The 17687-nt window shown below is 70.7% G+C and carries 16 protein-coding genes and 1 tRNA gene; 7 read left to right on the top strand and 10 right to left on the bottom strand.

Translation table 11 applies throughout. The annotated features are described in order from the left end of the window. Nucleotides 1–42 precede the first annotated feature (42 nt). A complete protein-coding gene (locus tag MRBLMI1x_RS04250; protein ID WP_363456412.1) occupies nt 43–1287 on the top strand; it encodes a phosphotransferase in 1245 nt (414 codons plus the stop codon). Between the two features lie 25 nt (nt 1288–1312). On the opposite strand, the gene MRBLMI1x_RS04245 is transcribed toward MRBLMI1x_RS04250, so the two are convergent. Together MRBLMI1x_RS04245 and treS are read right to left on the bottom strand one after the other, a co-directional pair. Then, nucleotides 1313–1582 (bottom strand): DUF3072 domain-containing protein, encoded by a 270-nt coding sequence (locus tag MRBLMI1x_RS04245; protein WP_018185705.1) that lies wholly within the window; start codon nt 1580–1582, stop codon nt 1313–1315. Nucleotides 1583–1637: 55 nt separating this feature from the next. Next, a complete protein-coding gene (gene treS, locus MRBLMI1x_RS04240; RefSeq protein ID WP_363456409.1) occupies nt 1638–3926 on the bottom strand; it encodes a maltose alpha-D-glucosyltransferase in 2289 nt (762 codons plus the stop codon). A gap of 196 nt (nt 3927–4122) precedes the next feature. On the opposite strand from treS, the gene MRBLMI1x_RS04235 reads away from it, so the two are divergent. Further along, nucleotides 4123–5229, top strand: a complete 1107-nt coding sequence (locus tag MRBLMI1x_RS04235; RefSeq protein WP_018185707.1) for an NAD(P)-dependent alcohol dehydrogenase — start codon at nt 4123–4125, stop codon at nt 5227–5229. Between the two features lie 89 nt (nt 5230–5318). Here the strand turns inward: MRBLMI1x_RS04235 and MRBLMI1x_RS04230 are convergent, their stop codons facing one another. Beyond that, nucleotides 5319–7838, bottom strand: coding sequence for a polynucleotide kinase-phosphatase (locus tag MRBLMI1x_RS04230; protein ID WP_363456405.1), 2520 nt, complete (start codon nt 7836–7838; stop codon nt 5319–5321). After that, the gene (locus MRBLMI1x_RS04225) at nt 7835–9187 is read right to left on the bottom strand and encodes a 3' terminal RNA ribose 2'-O-methyltransferase Hen1 (RefSeq protein WP_363456402.1); all 1353 of its coding nucleotides are present in this window, start codon (nt 9185–9187) and stop codon (nt 7835–7837) included. The genes MRBLMI1x_RS04230 and MRBLMI1x_RS04225 overlap by 4 nt, the downstream gene beginning before the upstream one ends. A gap of 151 nt (nt 9188–9338) precedes the next feature. On the opposite strand from MRBLMI1x_RS04225, the gene MRBLMI1x_RS04220 reads away from it, so the two are divergent. Next, complete coding sequence (locus MRBLMI1x_RS04220) at nt 9339–9719, top strand: hypothetical protein (RefSeq protein ID WP_363456399.1); 381 nt, start codon at nt 9339–9341, stop codon at nt 9717–9719. Nucleotides 9720–9766: 47 nt separating this feature from the next. Here the strand turns inward: MRBLMI1x_RS04220 and MRBLMI1x_RS04215 are convergent. Then, nucleotides 9767–9857: transfer RNA gene (locus MRBLMI1x_RS04215), tRNA-Ser, on the bottom strand. A 142-nt stretch (nt 9858–9999) separates the two neighbouring features. Between MRBLMI1x_RS04215 and MRBLMI1x_RS04210 the strand changes: the two genes are divergently transcribed. From MRBLMI1x_RS04210 to MRBLMI1x_RS04200, 3 genes are read left to right on the top strand one after another with little or no spacing between them, the layout of a single operon-like run. Then, the gene (locus tag MRBLMI1x_RS04210) at nt 10000–10293 is read left to right on the top strand and encodes a DUF429 domain-containing protein (protein WP_363456396.1); all 294 of its coding nucleotides are present in this window, start codon (nt 10000–10002) and stop codon (nt 10291–10293) included. 59 nt (nt 10294–10352) lie between these two features. Beyond that, a complete protein-coding gene (locus MRBLMI1x_RS04205; protein ID WP_363456393.1) occupies nt 10353–11732 on the top strand; it encodes an MFS transporter in 1380 nt (459 codons plus the stop codon). A gap of 53 nt (nt 11733–11785) precedes the next feature. After that, on the top strand, nt 11786–12739 hold the full coding sequence (locus tag MRBLMI1x_RS04200) for an L-lactate dehydrogenase (RefSeq protein WP_363456390.1): 954 nt from the start codon (nt 11786–11788) through the stop codon (nt 12737–12739). A gap of 10 nt (nt 12740–12749) precedes the next feature. Here MRBLMI1x_RS04200 and MRBLMI1x_RS04195 read toward each other — a convergent pair whose 3' ends face one another. Together MRBLMI1x_RS04195 and MRBLMI1x_RS04190 are read right to left on the bottom strand one after the other, a co-directional pair. Further along, on the bottom strand, nt 12750–13400 hold the full coding sequence (locus MRBLMI1x_RS04195) for a trimeric intracellular cation channel family protein (RefSeq protein ID WP_363456387.1): 651 nt from the start codon (nt 13398–13400) through the stop codon (nt 12750–12752). Nucleotides 13401–13430: 30 nt separating this feature from the next. Then, nucleotides 13431–14123 carry an alpha/beta fold hydrolase gene (locus MRBLMI1x_RS04190; protein WP_311868864.1) on the bottom strand — a complete coding sequence of 231 codons (693 nt, stop codon included), beginning with the start codon at nt 14121–14123 and terminating at the stop codon, nt 13431–13433. 142 nt (nt 14124–14265) lie between these two features. On the opposite strand from MRBLMI1x_RS04190, the gene radA reads away from it, so the two are divergent. Continuing rightward, nucleotides 14266–15624 carry a DNA repair protein RadA gene (gene radA, locus MRBLMI1x_RS04185; RefSeq protein ID WP_018185714.1) on the top strand — a complete coding sequence of 453 codons (1359 nt, stop codon included), beginning with the start codon at nt 14266–14268 and terminating at the stop codon, nt 15622–15624. Nucleotides 15625–15666: 42 nt separating this feature from the next. On the opposite strand, the gene MRBLMI1x_RS04180 is transcribed toward radA, so the two are convergent. From MRBLMI1x_RS04180 to MRBLMI1x_RS04170, 3 genes are all read right to left on the bottom strand, one after another. Then, nucleotides 15667–16068 carry a hypothetical protein gene (locus MRBLMI1x_RS04180; RefSeq protein WP_018185715.1) on the bottom strand — a complete coding sequence of 134 codons (402 nt, stop codon included), beginning with the start codon at nt 16066–16068 and terminating at the stop codon, nt 15667–15669. Between the two features lie 307 nt (nt 16069–16375). After that, complete coding sequence (locus MRBLMI1x_RS04175) at nt 16376–17104, bottom strand: hypothetical protein (protein ID WP_363456382.1); 729 nt, start codon at nt 17102–17104, stop codon at nt 16376–16378. A gap of 46 nt (nt 17105–17150) precedes the next feature. Continuing rightward, nucleotides 17151–17663, bottom strand: coding sequence for an amino-acid N-acetyltransferase (locus MRBLMI1x_RS04170; RefSeq protein WP_363456379.1), 513 nt, complete (start codon nt 17661–17663; stop codon nt 17151–17153). Nucleotides 17664–17687 lie beyond the last annotated feature (24 nt).

The raw sequence follows: 17687 nt of genomic DNA, 5'->3' as shown, positions 1-17687 counted from the left end.
CACCCCTTCCGCGATCGAGTACCGGCACGTCACAGTGATCGTGTGCGATTCGACGACGACCTCGGCGCCTGGGTGGCGCGACAACGCTGGTACGCGGGCAAGAGCCACGACCCGCGGTTCCGCATCCTCGACTCGGAACCGGCGCCCGGTGGTGCCACGCGTTACCTGCTCATGGACGACGCCGGCGCCCTGCCGACGCTCTACAACGTCCCCCTCGCCGACGCGACCGACGCGCAGGCCGAGGAGGTCGTCACCACGACCGAGGACGGACGTCCCCTGGTCGATGCGACGCGGCATCCCGGGTTCACGGTCGGCCTCCTGGCCGAGATGGGCGTCGACACGAGCCGTGTCACCGGGTCGCGCGTGCTGACCGGCGAGCAGTCGAACACCTCGATCGTCTACGACGTCGACGGGTCGCCGACGATCATCCTCAAGCTCTTCCGGACGCTCCACCACGGCGAGAACCCCGACGTGACCGTCCAGCGCGTCCTCAGCGACGCGGGGTCCCCGTACGTGCCGACGTTCTACGGCAGTGCGGATGCCGAGTGGCCCGACGTCGGCCGCGAGTCCGGCACCGCGCAGGGCACGCTCGGGTTCGCGCAGGAGTTCCTGCCCGGTGTCCGCGACGGCTGGGCGATCGCGCTCGATGCCGCCCGCGAAGGACGCGACTTCACCGACGCGGCGCGCGACCTCGGGGTAGCGGTCGCGGGCGTGCACGGGGCCCTCGGCGACGCCCTCGAATCAGCAGATGCCACACCCGACCAGGCCGAGGCCGTGGGGCGCGCGTGGCGCCGCCGACTGGCGATCGCCTCGGCGGAGGTCCCCGCGGTCGCCGACCGGCTCGCCGCGATCGACGCCGTGTACGCGGAGGCCCTCGAGCGCCCGTGGCCGCGGCTGCAGCGGATCCATGGCGATCTGCACCTCGGTCAGGTGCTCGCCGTGCCGAACGGCGGCTGGCGCATCGTCGACTTCGAGGGCGAGCCGCTCCGGCCGATGGCCGAGCGCGCGATCCCCGACCTGCCGCCGCGCGACGTGGCCGGCATGCTGCGCTCGTTCGACTACGCGGGCGCCGTGGGAGCGGGACCGGATGCCGCGGCCTGGGCGGCGGCATGCCGGGCGGCTTTCCTCGACGCCTACGCGACGGCTCCCGGTGCGATCGACCTGGACCCTGCGCTGCTGCGAGCCCTCGTCCTCGACAAGGCGGTCTACGAGTCGATCTACGAGGCGCGGAACCGTCCGGACTGGCTGCCGGTGCCGCTCGCCGGCATCGACGCCGCCCTCGCCTGATCGGGCGAGCGCGGCGTCTGCGCGGTCAGTTCGAGGCGCCCCGACCCGTCGCCTGCTGCAGGCGGTCGATGTGCTCGGACGCCTCGGCCTTCGTGATGTTCGCGGGGATCTCCTCGCCGGCCTCGCGCGCGAGGGTGTCGAGGTAGCTGCGCTGCGCGCCCGTCATCGGCTCATCGCCGGTGACCCACTGCTCCGGGTCCTTCACCGCCGTGTCGCCGCTCGGGCCGCCCAGCATCTCGGGCGCATCGGTGTCGGGTGCGGAATCGTTCTCGGGGACGTTGCTCTGATCGGTCATGCCAGGACCGTACGCGCGGCACCCGACATCGCGCGGGGGCTTGCGTTCGCCCCGATCAGTCCTCTTCGATCTGCGGCTGCAGGACCAGGAACCGCGCACCGTAGGCGGGCAGCGACACCGAGAAGCTCTGCAGGTCGTCGACGCGTCCGACGATCTCGCCCTGAGCGGCGTCGAGGACGTCGCTCTGCGGGGTGAGGTGCTCGGAGCGCACCGTGCCCTCGATCGGCTCGGCCGAGAAGTTCAGGACGGTGACCTGGAGCGGCGCGTCGGCCTCCGGCATCCCCTCGTCGAGGCGGTGGACCAGCACGAGCATGCCCGCATGGGCGACTTCGGGGATGTCGACCGCCGACGCCGTCGCGATCCCGTACTCGCGGCGGAGGTCGAGGATCGCCGACAGCCTCGAGGCGAACGACTCGGGGTCATCGAGCTGGGCGGGGAGCGGGCCGTACAGGGCGCGGCCGCGCGGCATGCCCGAGATCGAACGCGTGGCGGCGGGGTCGACGTCGAGCAGGTCGTGCGCGCCGCGCTCGATCCAGCGGGTGTCGCCGACGCGGATGAGGTCGGCCACCTCGTCGCCGGGGAGCGTCAGCATGCCGACGAGGTCCCAGCCCGAGAGGGCGAACACCCCCGGCTGCCAGGCGTTGTAGGCGCACAGCAGCAGGTGCGCGTCGCGGATCGTCGGGATCTCGGCGTCGGTGATGTCGTCGAGGGTCGGGATGCCGCGGGTCGCCGCGATGAGCGACGTCGTCGTGCAGGCGATGCCGTTCTGCGTGAAGACGCGGTTGTAGTCACCGGCATCCACCAGCTTCTCGGTCAGCTCCGCGCGGACGACCTCGGCGAGGTCGGCACCCGTGATGGTGTCACCGCGGAAGCCGTACTCCTCGTCGGCGTGCCGCGTCGCCCAGTGGACGAGCTCGTAGGTGAGCTCGTCGTGGTTCTGCAGACCGTGCACGAGCTGTACCGGCGCGACCCCGAGCGCGAGCGACGACGTGAGCGCGAGACGCAGGAACTCGGTCTGTCCGGTGGCGAGGGCGTGGTGGTAGCCGGGGCGCCCGATGAAGTCGTACGACAGGTCGGCGCCGACGGCACCGGTGTCGCGGATGTCCTCCATCGTGAGGTTCAGCTCCTGGAACGTGAACCCACCGACCTTGCGCACCATCCCGGCGATGATGTGGTTGGCCGCGTGCGAGAGCGGATGGCCCTCCGACCACGCCGGCAGGCCCTCGGCGCTCTTCTCCACCCCGAGGAAGCCGTTCGCGTCGAGGCGCAGCGCACTCGTGCCGAGCTCGCCGAGCGAGTGCAGGGCGTCGCCGATGACGAGGCGCATGCCCGCGAACGTCGGGTCGAGCCAGTTGATCGAGGGCTGGCCCTGCTTGAAGTAGTGCAGGTACACCCAGCGGCGGGTCACGCCGTCGGGGCCGATCGACGGCGCCGTCGCGCTCCAGTTCGTCTCCTTCACGCCGGGCGTGTAGAAGATGACGCGCTGCAGGGCGCCGATGATGTAGCCGTGCTCAGCCAGGGTGTGCTCGGTCGCCGGGTCGAGGTTGACACTGTCGTAGCCCTCCGGCACGTCGGGCAGCAGGTGCCAGTCCTCGGGCGGGATCGCCACCATGTGGTAGATCCCGGGGTAGTCCTTGAAGCCCATCTCGGCGAGGCGGAAGTCCGCTCCCTTGCCGGTGTGGCCGGGCACGATGTCGTCGATGATGCTGCCGCCGTGCGAATCGGCGACGTCGCACAGGGCGCGGAACTCGTCCTCCGTGCCGAAGGTCGCATCGATCGCGGTGCTGATGCGGTCGAAGTGACCGTCGACGCTGGGCGTCTCGCCCCACCCTTCGATGCCGCCGGCCCGCTTGACGGGGCCGGTGTGGACGGCGGTGATGCCGATGCGCTCGAACACCGACCACAGCTCCTCGTCGCCGAGGGCTGAGAGGAACGACTGCCCCGGCCGCGTGATGAGCGAGATCGGGTACGCGGTGAACCACACGTCGCTGGTCGCGATGGCGCGACGCGCATCGGGACGCGCGTACGCGTTCCGCCACATCGTCGGCTGACCCGACAGCTGACGGGCGAGCACGTCGGCATCCTTCAACATCGACTGCCGCACCAGCCACTCGACGTACGACGGGTTCGTGCCGTTTGCGGTGCGCGGGTCGGTGCGGATGCGGCGCACGCTGCTGCCGCGCAGATTGTCGCGCGGGCGCAGACGCCGCGGACGTGCCGGGTAGCGCTGCTCGTCGTAGCTGATCTCGGGCATCTCGAGGTCCCCGTCTTCGGCTGCGGCGAGCGCAGCGAGGTCGATGGGTCCGGTGTAGAGATCTTCGGGTCGATCGTCGTCACGCGCCATGGAGTCCACGCTACGAACTCCGCACGCCCGGCAGGAAGGGGTGGTGCCCAGATTCTCAAAGCGTTATGGGATGCGGCATTGCCACGCCATCGGATGCGCGTCAACCCGCGGCCCCGGGATGGATTCACGTGCATAGGCTGGGGACATCCCTACGGCCCCATCGCCGCACGGGCGCGTATCGAAAGGACCATCACCCATGACCACGACCGCCCACGCCGCCGTCCTCCACGACCAGGACGCTCCGTTCACCTTCGAGGACGTCACCCTCGACGACATCCGCCCGAGCGAGATGCTCGTCAAGGTCGCCGCGACCGGCCTCTGCCACACCGACCTCGCGGTCCAGCACGGCGACATCCCCGCTCCCTTCCCCTACGTCCTCGGCCACGAGGGCGCCGGGATCGTCGAGCAGGTCGGCGACGCCGTCACCGGTTACGCCGTCGGCGACAAGGTGGCCGTCTCCTTCGCCTCGTGCGGCCACTGCGCCAAGTGCGTGAGCGGCCAGGAAGCCTACTGCCGCAACTTCATGGCCCTCAACTTCGCCGGTGCGCGCGAGGACGGATCGTCGACGATCACCGCAGCCGACGGCTCGGCCGTCCACGGCTCGTTCTTCGGACAGTCGTCCTTCGCGAGCCACCTCATCGTCGAGGCTCGCAACGCCGTCAAGCTGCCCGAGGACGCCGACGTCGAGATCGCCGGCCCCCTCGGCTGCGGTGTTCAGACCGGTGCGGGCACAGTCCTGAACTCGCTCGACGTCCCCGCGGGCGCCTCGATCATCGTCAGCGGGACCGGTGCCGTGGGCCTCTCGGCCATCATGGGCGCGAAGGTCGCCGGCGCGACGACGATCATCGCGGTCGACATCCTGCCCGAGCGTCTCGCCTTCGCAGAGAAGCTCGGCGCGACCCACACGGTCAACAGCAAGGACGAGGACGCGGTCGCCCGCATCCACGAGATCACCGGCGGCATCGGCGCGGACTACGCCGTCGACACGACCGCCGTACCGGCCGTCGTCGAGATGCTCGCCGCCGCGACCGCCTTCGGCGCGAAGATCGCCCTCGTCGGCGTTCCGAAGCCCGGTGTCACGATCCCGCTCGGCTCGATCTCGGGCGCGGGCAAGAGCTACATCGGCGCCATCGAGGGCGACGCCGTGCCGCAGACCTTCATCCCCGAGATGCTCGCCCTCCACGCCGCGGGCCGCTTCCCGTTCGACGAGCTCATCACCAAGTATGCGTTCGCCGACATCGAGCAGGCGATCGCCGACACGCAGTCCGGTAAGGCCGTCAAGGCCGTCCTCGTGATGCCCTGACACCTGTCCCCGCGTCGAGACGTCGCAGATGGTCACTCTCCTCACCGAAAGTCGACCATCTGAGACGTCTCGACGTCGTTACGGGGGGGTTAAAGGCGCGGGTCGATCGGGTCGGATTCCAGGGCGAGGACGCCGAACACCGCCTCGTGCACGCGCCAGAGCGGCTCGCCGGCGGTGAAGCGGTGGAGCGACTCGATTCCCAGCGCGTACTCGCGGGCGGCGAGCGAGCGCTTGTGCGCGACGTTGCGGTCGCGCAGGCGCGAGAGATTCGCGGGGTCGGTGTAGTCGGGCCCGTAGATGATCCGCAGGTATTCACGGCCACGCACCTTGATGCCCGGCTGCACGAGACCCTTCTCGGTGCGCGTGAGGTTGGCGAACGGCTTCACGACCATGCCCTCCCCGCCCGCGCCGGTCAGCTCCTCCCACCACGCGACCGCCGCGGTGACGGATGCCTCGTCCCCGAGATCGATCCGTCGTCGCTGCGTCGACGCCACGAGGTCGGGCGCGGCTTCGACGAGCCGGTCGGCCACCCCGAGGTGCCACCCGTGGTCGCGTGTCTCGAACGTGGCATCCCCTGCGGCCAGCACCTGGAACGGCGCGACGCGCGCGATGGACTCGTCACCGACGTACCGGCGGTAGGCCGCACGGAATCCGCGCGCACCCTCGCCGCGTGCCCGGTTCCGCGAGGCGAGGGCGCTGACATCGATCCCGGATGCCGCGGCCCGGGCCAACACGGCACCGGCGGCATCCGTCGCGGTCTCGGCCGCCGCGGCCACCGAGGCGTAGAGGTCGCGGATGAGGTCACCGGCCTTCAGCGACCAGGGCAGGATCTCGGCGTCGAGGAGGATCCACGACGAGTCGAGCTCGTCCCAGAGGCCGGCGCGCTCGATCGCCGCATCGAGACGCGCGAGCATGTCAGCTTCGACGTCGGGCGAGAAGAACGGGCGACCGGTCCGGGTGTGGATCGCGCCGCGCCATCCCTCGGGCGCCGAGAACCGCGCGGGATCGCGCGCGACAAGCACAAGGGCGCGCGAGCCCATGTGCTTCTCCTCGGCGATGAGATCGGTGACGCCGTTCGCCCGGTACGTCGCGAAGGCCTCGTCGGGGTGCTCGAGGTAGCCGTCGCGTGCCGACGTGTTCGGCGGCGACATCGTCGGCGGCAGGTGGATGAGCCAGCGCGGATCGGTCGCCCACCGGCTGATCGTCTCGAGACCTCCGGCGGACTGCTCCTCCTGGATGCCGACGCGGCCGTGCAGGCTCGTGTGGACGATGAGCCTGCCCTGTACGTCGGCGAGGTCGAGCACACCGGGGGCGCGCACGGGCGCGGCGGGCGCGAGCGGACGGATCGGCTCGTACCAGACCTGCTCGGCCGGCACCGAGACGACCTCGCGCTCGGGGTAGCGCATCGCCGAGAGGGCCCCGCCGAAGACGCAGCCGGTGTCGAGGCACGCGGTGTTGTTCACCCACTCCACCGTCGGCACCGGCGTGTGCCCGTAGAGGACGACGGCCTTACCGCGGTAGTCCTGCGCCCAGGGGTGGCGCACGGGCAGCCCGTACTCGTCGGTCTCGCCGGTCGTCTCGCCGTACAGGGCGAACGCGCGCACCCGCCCGGATGCGCGCCCGTGGTACTGCTCCTTGAGGCCGGCGTGCGCGACGACGAGCCGCCCCTCGTCGAGGATCAGGTGCGACACGAGGCCGTAGCAGAACGCCTCCACCTGCTCACGGAACTCCGCGCTCTCGCCGGCCAGCTGGGCGAGCGTCTCCTCGAGACCGTGCGAGACGGTGACCTTCGCGCCGCGGAGCGCTCGGACGAGCTTGGCCTCGTGGTTTCCCGGCACGGCGAGCGCACTGCCCGACGCGACCATCCCCATCGCAAGGCGCAGCACGCCGACGACGTCGGGCCCGCGGTCGACGAGGTCGCCGACGAAGACGACGCGACGCCGCTCGGGATGCCGCGCGTCGACCGCCCGGCCCTGCTCGTCGTGCACGAGCTCGTAGCCGAGGCGTCCGAGCAATGTCTCGAGCTCGCTGCGGCATCCGTGCACGTCGCCGATGACGTCGAACGGGCCGCGCTCGTCCGTGCGGTCGGTGAGAAGGCGCGTGCGTTCGATGGTGGCGTCCGCGACCTCGTCGGGGGTGCGGAGCACGTGCACCTTGCGGAAGCCCTCGCGCCCGAGGTGACGGAGCCCCCGGCGCAGCTGGTCGTTCTGCCGCTTCACGACGCCCGCGGGGATGTGGCGATCGGTGCGCGCCGCGTTGCGCTCGACCGAGACCGCCTCGGGCACGTCGAAGACGATCGCGACCGGCAGCACGTCGTGCGCCTTCGCGAGTTCGACGAGCTTGCGCCTCGCCTCGGGCTGCACGCTCGTCGCATCGACGACGGTGAGCAGGCCCGCGTCGAGACGCTTGCCGGCGACGTACTGCAGCGCGTCGAAGGCGGCGGCGGTCACCGACTGATCGGACTCGTCGTTGCCGACCAGTCCGCGGAAGGCGTCGCTCGAAAGCGTCTCGTACGGGCCGAAGTGCTCCCGCGCGAAGGTCGACTTGCCCGACCCGGATGCCCCGACGAGGACCACGAGCGAGAGGGCGGGGATGTCGAGGACGGTCATGCCGCGACCTCCTTCCGGAACAGGGCGAGCTGCGTGGGGGCGCCGTGGTCGGCATCCGCCTCACCGACGGGACGGTACGAAACGGTGTAGCCGTGACGGGCGGCGACCCCCTCGGCCCAGTCGCGGAACTCGTCGCGCGTCCACTCGAAGCGGTGGTCGTCGTGACGGAACGCGCCCACGGGCAGGTCGGGGTAGAGGACGTTGTAGTCCGCGTTGGGCGTCGTGACGACGACCGCGTCCGGCGCGGCCGACGCGAAGACGGCGTCTTCGAGCGCGCCGAGCCGCGACGGGTCGACGTGTTCGACGACCTCCATGAGCACCATCGCGTCGAAACCGCGCAGCCGCTCGTCGCGGTAGACGACCGAGCCGTGGAGCAGCTCGATGCGCTCCCGCTCGGCATCGGATGCCTCTGCGAGCCGCAGCATCCGTGCGGCCTGGTCGAGCGAGCGGGCCGAGACGTCGACGCCGACGATCTTGGTGAAGGAGCGGTCCTTCGCGAGGCGGGCGAGGAGGGCTCCGGGGCCGCAGCCCATGTCGACGACGCGGTGCGCGCCGACGTCCGCGAGCGCGGCGAGGACAGCGTCGGCGCGGTGCTGGCGGAGCGGTGTCGGGCGGTCCTCGCCCTCGACGGGATCGGCGAGCAGCGCGCGCTGGTGCACGAGGTAGCGCCGCGTGATGAGGTCGCGCTCAGGATGGCCTGCGAGCCATCCCTCGCCGGCGCGCTCGAGCTTGCCGATCTCGTCGTCGCCGACCCAGTAGTGCTTCGCGTCGTCGAGGACGGGCAGCAGGACGTAGAGCTGGCGCAGCGCCTCGGCCAGTCGGACCTCGCCGGTCAGGACGACCGAGCTGTACCGGGAGTCGCCCCACTCGGGGTGGTCCCCGTCGAGCGCGATGCGGGTCTGTTCGACCGACCAGCCGCACGGCTCGAACAAGCGACGCACGAGGTCGTCGTCGCCGCGGGCGGAGACCACGGGGATCTCGATCCGCAGCGGCAGAGCGGATGCCGCCAGCTCGGGGTACGAGTCGCTGCGACCGGTCATCGCGGTGCGGAACACCGTCCCGAGCGCGACGGCGAGCATGCTCGAGGCGACGTACGGGCGGTCGTTGACGTAATGGCCGAGAGCCCCGGCATCCCCCCGGAACCGCTTGTTGCGGACGAGCGCGATCGGATCGACCTCGAGCATGACCGCGACGGTCGTGCGCTCGGGGGTCGCCTCGGGATAGAAGACGTGGATGTCGCCGACCGGCGCCGAGAAGGTCTGCACCTTGGCGGGGTGTTTGTGCACCAGGAAGCCGAGCGCGGTCGCATCCTGATCGTCCGTCGGCGCATAGGTCACCGTCGCGAGCATCGTCGCCTCCCCCGTCGTGGCATCCGACTCACTCTAGGGCGGCGTGCCTGGTCTCGACCCGACGCGATGTGCGCTGACCGTGCGCGGATGGATGCCGTTCGCGTCGGCTCGCCCTGGTCCCGGCCGGGAGCACGCCGCTAGGGTCGGGGCTATGACCGCCGTCACCGCGTCCGAGGCCCGTCCCGTCGCACGCCGTCGCTACCGACCGACCCGGTGGACCGTTCTCGTCGCCGGCGTGGTCGTCGTCCCGCTCGCGCTGATGCTCGTCTTCAACAGCTGGGGCCCGCTGACGGAGGAGTCCGCCGTGCGCATGGCCTTCGCCCAGGTCGCGGGCCAGACCGTCGCGATCCTCAGCGCTCTCGCCTTCGTCGTCCTGACGATCCGCCGCGGCCTCGATTGGGCCGCCACCGCGGGTGCCCTTCTCGTCGCGGCTCTCGTCATCTCCTGGTCGGCCGCCGCGATCGATCGCGCGGCAGGCGACCTGGTCGATCGGGTCGCCACCGTCCAGAGCGTGTCCCTGCTGGACGACTGACGTCCGCCCGGAGAAACAGAAAACCCCCGCATCAGCAGGGGTTTTCATGGCGGTGACGGTGGGATTTGAACCCACGGTAGGGGGTTACCCTACACAACTTTTCGAGAGTTGCACCTTCGGCCGCTCGGACACGTCACCGTCGTCCAGCTTACGACACGAGAGCGGATGCCGCGAACCGAGCCTCGTCCTGCCTCGCCGAAGCGTCGCAGATGGCCGCTTGCCGCCCGGTTCGGCGACCATCTGCGACGTCTCGACGCACCGGCGGACGGGTAGCGTCGCGGTGTCCGGATACAAGACGGATGCCTCGGCCCGTTCGACGGCGACGGCGAACCTCCTCGCCGCAGCCCCGCGGCTCGCCGTCACCCCCGGCAATCGTGCGCTGATGGAAGCCTCCGACGACGCGTTCGACGCCGTCGTCGCCGCACTCATCGCCCGCGCACACGCGCTGGGCGCAACGCACCCCGTCCCGCCCGCCGCGCTCGACCGCGCCCGCCGGGAAGGCTGGATCGCCCTCCCCTCCACTCCCCTCGCCGGCCTCGACCCGACGCGACCTGCCGCTTCCCCGCCCGAATGACGACCGCTCCCGTCGGCTCGAGCCCCCGCTGACCTCCTCCCCGGGCGTAACGTGAGCCTGTGAGCGCTCCGACGACATCCCCCCGGTTCGGGCTGATCGTCGCGATCGCAGCGCTCGCGTCGGCTGTCGCGTTCCTCGACGGCACGGTCGTGAACGTCGCGCTCCCCGCCATCCGGGACGAGCTGGGCGGCGGCTTGTCCACGCAGCAGTGGGCGGTGGATGCCTACCTCCTCACCCTGAGCTCGCTCATCCTCTTCGCGGGGTCGGTGAGCGACGCGTTCGGTCGGGTGCTCGTCCTCCGCATCGGCCTCATCGGCTTCGGGATCGCGTCGATCGGCGTCGGCCTCGCTCCCGACCCGGTCGTCCTCATCATCGCCCGCGCGCTGCAGGGCGCGGCAGGTGCGTTCCTCGTACCGAGTTCGCTCGCCCTCATCACGTCGCTGTTGAACGGCCCGGCGCAGGCGCGGGCGATCGGCCAGTGGACGGCGTGGACAACGGGCGCGAACCTCGCGGGACCCCTCATCGGCGGCCTGTTCGTCGACCTGCTGTCGTGGCGCTTCGCCTTCCTCGTCAACATCCTCCCGATCGCCGTGACCTTCGTCCTCCTGACGCGCCTCGGCGACGTCGACCGACGGCGCGACGACGCGCACATCGACCTCGTCAGCGCGGCCCTCTGCACACTCGGCCTCGGCGGCATCGTCTTCGCGCTCATCGAACAGCCGAACCTGGGGTGGGGGCATCCGGCGATCTGGATGCCGCTGACTGCCGGCATCCTGCTGTTCGCGGCGTTCTTGCTGCGTCAGCGCACCGTGCGCTCGCCCATCCTGCCGCTCGGGATCTTCCGCGTCCGGAACTTCTGGACCGGCAACCTGGCCACCTTCTTCATCTACGCGGCCCTCTCGCTCAACGGCTTCGTCGTCGGGGTCTACCTGCAGCAGGGCGCGGGCCTCAGCGCGACACTCGCCGGGCTCTCGAGCCTGCCGACGACGCTCGCCCTGATCGCGCTCAGCTCGGTCGTGGGCGGATGGGTGAACCGGTTCGGTCCGCGCCTGTTCATGACCGTCGGCCCTCTCGTGATGGCGGTGGGAGCGCTGATGCTCCTCGCCGTCCAGAAGGACTTCGATTACTGGACGCAGGTCCTGCCCGGTCTGATCGTCTTCGGCCTGGGGCTCGGCGTCACGGTGTCGCCGCTGACCTCGACGATCCTGGGCGCGATCGGCGGCGAGCGCTCCGGCATCGCCTCGGCGACGAACAACGCCGTCTCACGCATCGCCGGACTCGTCGTCATCGCGCTGCTCGCTGTCATCATCGGCGGATCGCTGGATCTCGACGGCTTCCACCGTGCCGCGCTGATCACCGCGATCCTCATGGTGGCGGGCGCGCTCGTCTCCTTCCTCGGGATCCGCCGGCCCGCGGCGGCCGACGCGCAGCCCATCTGATTTGCACGGCTGGATCCGGGCCGCCGGCATCCGTCGACTGCCACACTGACGGTATGAGCGTCATCGAGAACTCGAAACTGACCGTCGTCGGCGCGGGCGCCGTCGGATCGAGCGTCGCCTACGCCGCGCTGATCCGCGGATCGGCCCGACACGTCGCCCTTTACGACATCGCCGCCGAGAAGGTCGAGGCGGAGGTCCTCGACCTCGCCCACGGCGCGCAGTTCACCGGGTCGAGCGACATCTCCGGCGGGTCCGACGTCTCGGTCGCCGCGGGTTCCCACGTCGTCGTCATCACCGCCGGGGCGAAGCAGAACCCCGGGCAGACCCGCACCGAGCTCGCCGGGGTGAATGCCGGCATCCTGAAGCGGATGCTGCCCGAGCTGCTCGAGGTCGCCCCGAACGCCGTGTACGTCATCGTCACGAACCCGTGCGACGTGCTCACCGTCATCGGCCAGGAGGTCACGGGGCTCCCGCCCGAGCGGATCTTCGCCTCGGGCACCGTGCTCGACACGTCGCGCCTGCGCTGGAAGCTCGCGCAGCGCGCAGGGGTGTCGACCTCGAGCGTCCACGCGTACATCGTCGGCGAGCACGGCGACACCGAGTTCCCGCACTGGTCGCGCGCGACGATCGGCACCGTCCCGATCCTGGACTGGCAGCCACTGGACGGCCAGCCGCCCTTCACGGCCCTGGAGCTCGACCGCATCGCCGTCGATGTGCGGGATGCCGCCTACACGGTCATCCGCGGCAAGGGAGCGACGAACTACGCGATCGGCTTGTCGAGCGCACGCATCGTCGAGGCGATCCTCGGCGACCAGCACGCCGTCATGCCCGTGTCGACCGTCCTGAGCGACTTCCAGGGCGTCGACGGCATCGCACTCTCGGTTCCCTCCGTCGTCAGCAGCGCGGGAGCCCGCCCGATCCTCGAGACCTCGTTCTCGGACGACGAGCTGGCGCTCTTCCACCGCTCCGCCGACGCCCTGAAGGCGGTCGCCGCCTCGCTGCGCTGACCCGAGAGGGTCAGGCCGCGCGCGAGCGTCGCAGCGAACCGGGCTCGGGGAACGTCCATACGAACGCGACGGCGACGACACGTACGGTCACCGTGACCGCGATGCAGGCCAGTCCGGAGACGAGAATCGGCACCGCGAACGCGTTCAGCACCACGAGCACGGTCACCCCCGCTGCGGCGGCGACGGCGTACAGCGTGCTGACCTGCAGGAAGGAGAACGGCAGGTTCAGTGCGACGTCGCGCAGCATCCCCCCGCCGATCGCGCCGATGACCCCGACGACGACCGCGCCGACGGGGCCGACATCGAGAGCCAGGGCCTTCGACGCCCCGATGGCGCCGAACATCCCCATGACGATCGCGTCGAGGACGGTCAGCGGCCACGTCAGTCGCGAGACGACCGCCTGCAGCCCCATCCCCACCAGAGCGCCTCCCGCCGCGACCAGCAGATACCAGTTCTGCCAGATCACGACGGGAGGCTGATTCAGGACGACGTCGCGCAGCAGGCTTCCCCCGAGTGCGACGAGAAGACCGATGACGAGCACGCCCCACACATCGATGCGCTGGTGACGGTGCTCCGCCGCGACGAGGGCGCCCTGCAGCCCGCCCAGCCCGGCGGCGAGGAGCTCGACCCACAGGGGGACGGCGAACAGGGCGACACTCATCAGACTCCTCCTCGATTCGGCAGGCGCGGATCAGCGCACGGAGCCCGCGGCATCGGTGATCACTCGAGCGACCGTCTCGGCCTGCGAGATGAACAGTGCGTGGCTGCCGGGGACGTTCGTGATCTGCGCTCCGACGCGCGAGGCCATGTGCTGGAGCATCGCCTGGTCGAACGCCTTGTCCTCCGTGGCGATGACGGCCCAGCTCGGCTTGTCGCGCCACGCCGCCGCCGTGACGGGCTCGGCGAAGACCGACATGTTGACGGGCACCTGGCTGTCGGCGAGGAAGGCGGCATCCGCTTCGGCGATGTCGGCGGCGAACCCGGCACCGAAGTGATCCCGGGCGAGGTAGCCGTAGCCGTCGTCCCGCACGTCGATGACGAACTCGGGGGTCGCGGCGAAGCCCTCGTACTGCTGACCGGAGGACTCCCCCGCATCGGGGATCAGCGCCGAGACGTACACGAGACCCGCCACGTTCGGGTGGATCCCCGCCTGCGTGATGACGGTGCCACCCCACGAGTGGCCGACGAGGATCGCTGGGCCGTCCTGCTGGTCGAGGACGCGCGTGGTCGCGGCGACGTCGGCCTCGAGCGAGGTGAGCGGGTTCTGCACGATCGACACCCGGAAGCCGCGGGCGGTGAGCAGATCGTAGACGCGGCGCCAGCCGGATCCGTCCGCGAAAGCGCCGTGGACGAGGACGACGTTGGTGATGTCTGCAGTGGTCATAAGTCTCTTCCTTCTCTGTCGGTGACCCCCAGTCGAGGTCTGGTCGAGGTAACGCCAGCGATACGCAATATATTGCATATCTATTGGACGAACAAGAGCGGTGCCCGCCGGCGATGTCGGATGCCGTGATTAGCCTGAGGACATGGCTTCACGACGACCCGCACCAACCGCGGCCTTCCGCTGCACCGAGTGCGGCTGGACGACCGCGAAATGGGTCGGCCGCTGTGGCGAGTGCCAGCAGTGGGGCACCGTCGTCGAAGCCGCCACGCAGACGGGGATCACGGCATCCGTCACCCCGATCGCCCCGACGCGGAGCGCGCGTCGCATCACCGAGATCGACACGCGTGAGACGCCGCGCCGCTCGAGCGGCGTCGGGGAGTTCGACCGCGTCCTGGGCGGCGGCATCGTCCCCGGCGCGGCGATCCTGCTCTCCGGCGAGCCGGGGGTCGGCAAATCGACCCTCCTGCTCGAGGTCGCCGCGCAGAGCGCGCGCGCCGGGCGGCGCGTCCTCTACGTCAGCGCCGAGGAGTCCCTCGGCCAGGTGCGCCTGCGCGCAGAACGCACCGGCGCGCTGCACGACGAGCTCTACCTCGCCAGCGAGACCGACCTGGCCACGACGCTCGGGCACATCGACGACGTGCGACCAGACCTGCTGATCGTCGACTCGGTGCAGACCGTCTCGTCAGGGCTCATCGACGGGGCGGCAGGGCAGCCGAGTCAGGTGCGGGAGGTGGCATCCACCCTCATCCGCGTCGCGAAAGAGCGCGACCTGCCGGTCGTGATCGTCGGACACGTCACGAAGGACGGTCAGGTCGCGGGGCCGCGCATCCTCGAACACCTCGTCGACGTCGTCTGCCACTTCGAAGGCGACCGGCAGACGTCGCTGCGCTTCGTGCGGGCGCTCAAGAACCGTTTCGGCGCCACCGACGAGGTCGGCTGCTTCGACATGGCCGGCGACGGCATCGCCGAGGTCCCCGATCCCAGCGCACTCTTCCTCAGCACGCGTCCCAGCGAGCCCGGCACGTGCGTGACCGTGGCCCTCGAGGGTCGTCGTGCGCTGCCCGTCGAGGTGCAGGCCCTGACTCTCCACACGTCGGCTCCGAACCCTCGCCGGATCGTGAGCGGTGTCGACGGTGCCCGTGTCGCGATGGTGCTCGCCGTGCTCGAGAAGCGCGCCGGCATCAAGCTGTCGGACCAGGACGTCTACGTCTCCACGGTCGGCGGGGTGCGCCTCACCGAACCGGCCGCAGACCTCGCCATCGCCCTCGCCATCGCGAGCGCTGCAGCCGAGCGGCCGAACCCCGCGAAGCTCGCGGCGATCGGCGAGCTGAGCCTGTCGGGCGAGATCCGCCGCGTCACCCAGCACGACCAGCGACGGTCCGAGGCGGCGCGACTGGGGTACAAAGCGGTCATCGATGCGAGTGCAGGCACGCTCCGGGACGCCCTCAATCAGCGAGCACGGCACCACGCACCGACGCGGGACGACCGGCCCGACTTCTGAGTCGGGTCAGGCTTCTGAGGCAGGTCGGGCTTCCGAGGCGGATCAGGCGTCGAGCGCCGCGATCAGGTCGGCCGGCGACGCCTGCATCGCGTGCGGACCGGCGATGTCGAAGAATACGGTCGTGATCTCGTCACCGTAGGTGCCGAGGAACGCCCGCAGCCACGCCGGAGACTGCAGCCCGACACCGGGCGGCAGCGATGCGGGCTTGTTCGCGGCATCGCTGAACAGGAGGAGCGCGACGTCGCCGGTGGCCGGATCGCGGTACGTCCAGACCTCACCCGAATCACGGGGGTCGTCGCGGGCGCCGGGGCGCAGCAGCGGCACGACCGTCGGTCCGTGTCGAAGGGCGAACGCGAGGGCAGCCATGTCCTGCGTCTGGAGCGCGTCCGCGAGTGCGGTGTTGCGGAACTCGAGCGGCTTCTTCTCGCGCTTCTTCCCGGCCATCCCCCCAGCCTAAGCGGGATGCCGCGCGCCGCCGATCCGCGCATCGCGGGCGCCGGCGAGCACGAAAAAGAAGGGGGCCCTCTCGAACTCCCCATTGGGGACTGGAGAAGTCGAGAGGGCCCATCGCTCGCCGGCGACCCGGGGGATCCGACGTCCCGCCTGGGGGGGGGTAGCGGGACTCCGCTGCTGGGGACCAGTGGAGGAGAGCCGCCGTGAGCTGAACCCCAGGGTACGCACACTCGAGCACCGCGGGACAGCCCATCTCTCATGAGAAATTTCTCAGAAGACGCTGTGCCGGAGCCCCTGCTCAGCGGAGGGTGAACGAGGCCGGCTCGGCGGAGCCGATCCCCCCGATCGTCACGGCCAGGTTGTACCAGCCGGGCAGGGCCTTCTGTCGGTCGCCGTCGCAGGTGTCGACGGCCGATCGTGTGCGGTCCCAGACGATCGGAGCCGAGCTCTTCACGGTCTTGCCCGCGTCGAGCTGCACGATCTGATCACTCGGCTCGGTCTGGCAGTCCGTCGACCGCCACCAGGTATCGGTGCCGCTGGTGATCTCGAACGTCTGAGCGGCCGTCCCCACGTTGATGAGACAGGGCTGGTCCGTGTCGTTGACGAGCGTGATCGAGAGCTTCGGCAGCTCACCCGTGCCGTAGGACGTCTTGTCGGTGGTGGCGGTGACCGTCACATCGCCGGTCGTGCAGGCGGGCACGTCACTCGCACTCCCGCCGTCGTCGTCACCGGGCGCACCGGTGTCGCCGTCCGCCGACGAGGTGACGCGCGGGCTCGGCGTACCCGACGGCACGGGGGTGACACCCGTCGCCGTCGGCAGCGGCGCGTCGGACGACGCGGTCGGGCCGGCGGATGCCGCCCCTTCGCCGGAGGGCCGCGATGCGGCATCCGTCATCGCCCGCCAGGGCTGACCCACGACGAGCGCGACTATGCCGCCGACGATGAGCACGGCGAGCAGCAACACGGCGAGCCGACGTCGTCGGTACACGGCCGGCGACGGCCGGCGACGAGGGGTCTGGCTGCTCACGCGTCCCAGGGTAAGCGCGGCCTCGGCGGTGGACCGTCCGGCGCGCCTACAACTGCTTGAGCATGCGGGTGTTGCCCAGGGTGTTGGGCTTCACGTGCGCGAGGTCGAGGAACTCGGCGACGCCCTCGTCGGCGCTGCGGAGCAGCTGCGAGTAGACATCGGGGTCGACGACCTGTTCGCCGATCTCCGCGAACCCGCGGCGTGAGAAGAAGGGCACCTCGAACGTGAGGCAGAACAGCCGGCTGAGACCGAGCGCCCGCGCGTTCTCCTCGAGCAGGTCGACGACGGCCCCGCCGACCCCGCGGTGCAGCCAGTCGTCGGCCACGATGAGCGTGCGGATCTCGCCGAGGTCCTCCCACATCACGTGGAGGGCGCCGCACCCCACGAGGCGGTCGCCCGCCTCGGCGACGACGAACTCCTGGACGGTCTCGTAGAGGGTGACGCGCTCCTTGCCGAGCAGGATGCGCCGCTGGACCCACGGCTCGAGGAGCTCTTGGATGCGGGGGACGTCGGATGTCCGCGCGGGGCGGACGGCGAAGGTGGAGTCCGGTCCCGTCATGCGTCCCACTGTATTCGCGTGCGA

This window comes from Microbacterium sp. LMI1x-1-1.1 (genome assembly GCF_040676205.1).
Classification (GTDB): Bacteria; Actinomycetota; Actinomycetes; order Actinomycetales; family Microbacteriaceae; genus Microbacterium; species Microbacterium aquilitoris.
Note: the sequence above shows the minus strand (reverse complement) of the source record. Positions and strands in the feature narration are given on the sequence as shown.

Excerpts from the sequence above, each read along its gene's own strand:
- MRBLMI1x_RS04225 (WP_363456402.1), bottom strand. The coding sequence starts at position 9,187 with ATGCTCGCGACGGTGACCTATGCGCCGACGGACGATCAGGATGCGACC.
- MRBLMI1x_RS04190 (WP_311868864.1), bottom strand. The coding sequence starts at position 14,123 with ATGACCACTGCAGACATCACCAACGTCGTCCTCGTCCACGGCGCTTTC.
- MRBLMI1x_RS04195 (WP_363456387.1), bottom strand. The coding sequence starts at position 13,400 with ATGAGTGTCGCCCTGTTCGCCGTCCCCCTGTGGGTCGAGCTCCTCGCC.
- MRBLMI1x_RS04230 (WP_363456405.1), bottom strand. The coding sequence starts at position 7,838 with ATGACCGTCCTCGACATCCCCGCCCTCTCGCTCGTGGTCCTCGTCGGG.
- MRBLMI1x_RS04200 (WP_363456390.1), top strand. The coding sequence starts at position 11,786 with ATGAGCGTCATCGAGAACTCGAAACTGACCGTCGTCGGCGCGGGCGCC.
- MRBLMI1x_RS04235 (WP_018185707.1), top strand. The coding sequence starts at position 4,123 with ATGACCACGACCGCCCACGCCGCCGTCCTCCACGACCAGGACGCTCCG.
- radA (WP_018185714.1), top strand. The coding sequence starts at position 14,266 with ATGGCTTCACGACGACCCGCACCAACCGCGGCCTTCCGCTGCACCGAG.
- MRBLMI1x_RS04170 (WP_363456379.1), bottom strand. The coding sequence starts at position 17,663 with ATGACGGGACCGGACTCCACCTTCGCCGTCCGCCCCGCGCGGACATCC.
- treS (WP_363456409.1), bottom strand. The coding sequence starts at position 3,926 with ATGGCGCGTGACGACGATCGACCCGAAGATCTCTACACCGGACCCATC.
- MRBLMI1x_RS04180 (WP_018185715.1), bottom strand. The coding sequence starts at position 16,068 with ATGGCCGGGAAGAAGCGCGAGAAGAAGCCGCTCGAGTTCCGCAACACC.
- MRBLMI1x_RS04220 (WP_363456399.1), top strand. The coding sequence starts at position 9,339 with ATGACCGCCGTCACCGCGTCCGAGGCCCGTCCCGTCGCACGCCGTCGC.
- MRBLMI1x_RS04245 (WP_018185705.1), bottom strand. The coding sequence starts at position 1,582 with ATGACCGATCAGAGCAACGTCCCCGAGAACGATTCCGCACCCGACACC.